General features: G+C 60.5%; 2 protein-coding genes. Both read right to left on the bottom strand.

Features of this window, described 5'->3' with window-relative positions:
• Positions 1-456 (bottom strand): SOS response-associated peptidase (locus NW815_RS08085; protein ID WP_414415886.1); only part of this gene is annotated, 456 nt, incomplete at its 3' end.
• Positions 457-490: 34 nt separating this feature from the next.
• Positions 491-3,533: maltose alpha-D-glucosyltransferase (treS, locus tag NW815_RS08080; protein ID WP_414415885.1), on the bottom strand; the 3,043-nt coding region annotated here is incomplete at its 5' end.

The following is a 3,533-nucleotide window of genomic DNA, read 5'->3' as shown; positions in this document are numbered from 1 at the left end:
AGGGTTTTGGGGGTTAGAGGCATGCTCCACCCCCTCTGGACTGCGCCAGCGTTCCCAAATGCCGGCAAAGGCAAATACCGGTCGATCCACCAGGTGAAACCAGTAGGGTTGTCTGCCCTTCTTGCCTGTACCCTGGTCGGCCCACTCGTAGAAACCATCGGCCGGGATCAAGCAGCGACGACGGCGGAAAGCTTCGCGGAAAGAAGGCTTCTCAGCTACTGTCTCAGCTCGGGCATTGATCCAGCCGGCCTGAGGAGCTCGGCTCCAGCTGGGGATCAAGCCCCAGCGAAAATGGGTTGCCTCGCGCTGAAGGGATCCCGCCACCACCGCCAGCACCGGCTGAGAAGGAGCGATGTTATACCGGGGGACAGCTGCCCTTTCTTGGGCTGCCGCCGGCAAGCCAAAATGCTGCCTCAGCACTTCTGGCGCCACTCCCAGGCTAAACCGTCCACACATGCTTGTCCCCCAAATGACCCACCGACAGGATCCCCTAAACCTTGGTGGAAATGCCCAGCAGTTGCAAGATCCCGCGCAGGGGAATCTCCACCCACTCGGGGCGGTGGTTCAACTCATAGCCCAGCTCGTAAATGGCTTTTTCCAGCAGATAGGCGTCCAACAACACCTCTATCTCTTGCAGGCTGCGGGGCAAAAAAGCCGCTTGGGAAGCCACCTGCAGATATTCGGCCAAAAAGCCCGCGCAGACCCAGCGGTGCCAAAACTGGGCCCACCGCATCATGTCGGGGCAGTGGTCGGCGCAGACCAAGCCGCTCTCCAGTTGCTGGCGCAAAGCTGTGTGGACAGCATAGTGGAAGGATCGCAGCATCCCCGCCACATCCCGTAAGGGGCAACGCTTGAGACGCCGTTCGCCCAAAGAGCGGGCCGGCTCCCCTTCAAAGTCGATGATGACAAAGTCTTTGCCGGTAAACAGCACCTGGCCCAGGTGGTAATCCCCGTGGCAGCGGGTGCGCAGGGCGGTGATCTTCCGCTCCAGGATCAGGCGGAAGCGGCTCATGATTTCCCCTTCTTGGTCGCAAACAGCCCGAGCCAAGTTGGCCTCTGCCTCCGGCAGCTTGGGGATCTGCTTATAAGGACTCCGTCCCGCTGACGCGAACAGCAGCGGAAACACCTGCCCCACCAAGTTGCGCATGGACTGGTAAACGGAGCGCTGGTACAGGCTGGAGAAAGGCTCTGGGGCAAAGTCTTTGTTCTCCGTATCGGCAGCCAGGGCGATGTGCAGCTCGGCGGTGCGCTTGGCCAAGATCCGCACCGATTCTAGGTAGCTGCCGATGGTGGCGTAGGCCAGCTCCGGCAAGGGCTGTTGGGAAAGCTCCAAGAAGGATCCCTGCGGCACGGGCACGGGATCCACCTCTTGGTAGTGAACCAGCACCGCCTCAAAAAATTGCCCCAGGCTGTCCAGGGTGTAGTGCCAGGCATCTCCCTCGTTGGGGATGTACTCCTGCAAAATGGCCAGGGTAATGGGCTGATCGGCGGGATCAAACCCACGGGCCCCGCGACGACGGCGATACTCCAGGGATCCCAGCAGCCGTGGCACGCGCACCTGGGGATGGTGCTCCAGCAGGTAGCGGCCAATCTCCAGCTCGGGATTCACCCCTTCGGCCACCCGGTGGTAGAGCTTGAGGAGGTAGTGGTTGCCATAGACAACGGAGGTGTAGCTCTGCTCCGCCTTGAGGAGGCGGGGTTCCAGGTCATGCTCAAGGGCAGCAAAGCTAGTGGCCCAGAGCTCTCCCTGACGGTGACGCAGGCGGCCCTGCTGGGCAATTAGCTGCAGCAGCCGCAGCAAGAAGCTTTTGTCAGCCAGAGCGTTGAAAATTACTCCCGCCGGCCCTCCGGCCACTTGCACAGGGAGGATGACCGCCTGGGGCATCTCTAGGCGCAGGTGTACGGCTGCTTCTTGGGTGGCATAGCCCACAGGGAGAGAGTAGAGCTGCGTATCGCCCTCGATAAACTCGGCCTGGAGAAGCAAGATCTGGCTGCCCAGCAAGGACTCCTCTTCTCGGCGGCAGGGGATAGCCTGCAGGATATGGATCGCCTGGAGCTGGCGGTTTTGGGAGCCAAACCAACGACAGCGGTAGAGGTAGTCCGCCAAGACTGCCTCCAGCTGCTTTTGGCTTTCCCCTTGCAAGAGACTGTCCCAACTACCACTTTGAACAACCAGAGGACTACCACTTTGAACAACCAGAGGGACCAGGCGTTCCTGCTCCTCCGCTTTGCTGGGGCTGAGGTGGATGGTCTCCGTTTTGGGCTCAAGGGAAAACCAGTAAAAGGAATGGGGGCCTAGCGTTAGGAAATAGGGCAGTCGCCCAATAGGGGGAAACTCGGTGTGGCCAAAGATCTCCACCGGGATCAATCCTTCCCACGGCGATAGATCCAGCCCCACCCACTGGGCGTAGCGGGAGAGATTGGCCACCACCAAGATGCGCTCGCCGCGGTAGGCTCGCACAAAGGCAAGCACCTTGCGGTTTTCTGGGTGGAGCAGCTCAAAGGAGCCGCGGCCAAAAGCTTGGAATCGCTTGCGCACGGCGATGAGCCGCTTCATGGTCCACCACAGGGAATGGGGGTTGTTTCGCTGCGCCTCCACATTGACAGCTTCGTAGTGGTACTCGGCGTCGATGACGATGGGCAGGTAGAGCTTCTGAGGGTTGGCCCGCGAAAAGCCGGCGTTGCGGTCGGCGCTCCACTGCATGGGGGTGCGCACGCTATTGCGATCCCCCAGGTAGATGTTGTCCCCCATGCCGATCTCGTCCCCGTAGTAGATGACCGGCGTGCCGGGCAGAGAAAACAGCAGGCTGTTCATCAGCTCGATGCGGCGGCGGCTGTTGCCCAGCAGGGGGGCCAAGCGGCGGCGGATCCCCAGGTTCACCCGCGCGTTGGGATCCTTGGCGTACACCTGGTACATGTAGTCCCGCTCCTCGTCAGTGACCATCTCCAGGGTGAGCTCGTCGTGGTTGCGCAGGAAGAGGGCCCACTGGCAGGTTTCAGGAATGGGAGGAGTTTGTTGCAGGATGTCAATGATGGGGAAGCGATCCTCCATCTGGATGGCCATAAACAGCCGTGGCATGAGGGGAAAGTGGAACTCCATGTGGCACTCGTCCCCATCGCCGAAGTAGGCCACAGCATCTTCTGGCCACTGGTTGGCCTCCGCCAGCAGCATGCGGCCAGGATACCTTTGGTCAATGTGTCGGCGCAGAGCCTTGAGAAAGGCATGGGTCTCCGGTAGGCTCTCGCAGGTGGTGCCCTCCCGCTCGTAGAGATAAGGCACCGCGTCCAGCCGCATGCCATCTACCCCCAAGCTCAGCCAAAAGTCCACCACCTCGAACATGGCTTTTTGTACGGCGGGGTTGTCGTAGTTGAGATCTGGCTGGTGGGAGTAAAAGCGGTGCCAGTAGTAGGCCTTGGCCACTGAATCCCAGGTCCAGTTGGACGCTTCAAAGTCTTGAAAGATAATACGGGCCTCTTTGTACTTTTCGGGGGTATCGCTCCAAACGTAAAAGTCCCGCTCGGGGGTGCCGGGG

Origin of the sequence: Synechococcus sp. R6-7, assembly GCF_047461695.1 — a bacterium.
Classification (GTDB): domain Bacteria; phylum Cyanobacteriota; class Cyanobacteriia; order Thermostichales; family Thermostichaceae; genus Thermostichus.
The sequence above is the reverse complement of the archived record's forward strand: the minus strand, read 5'-3'. Positions and strand labels throughout refer to the sequence as shown.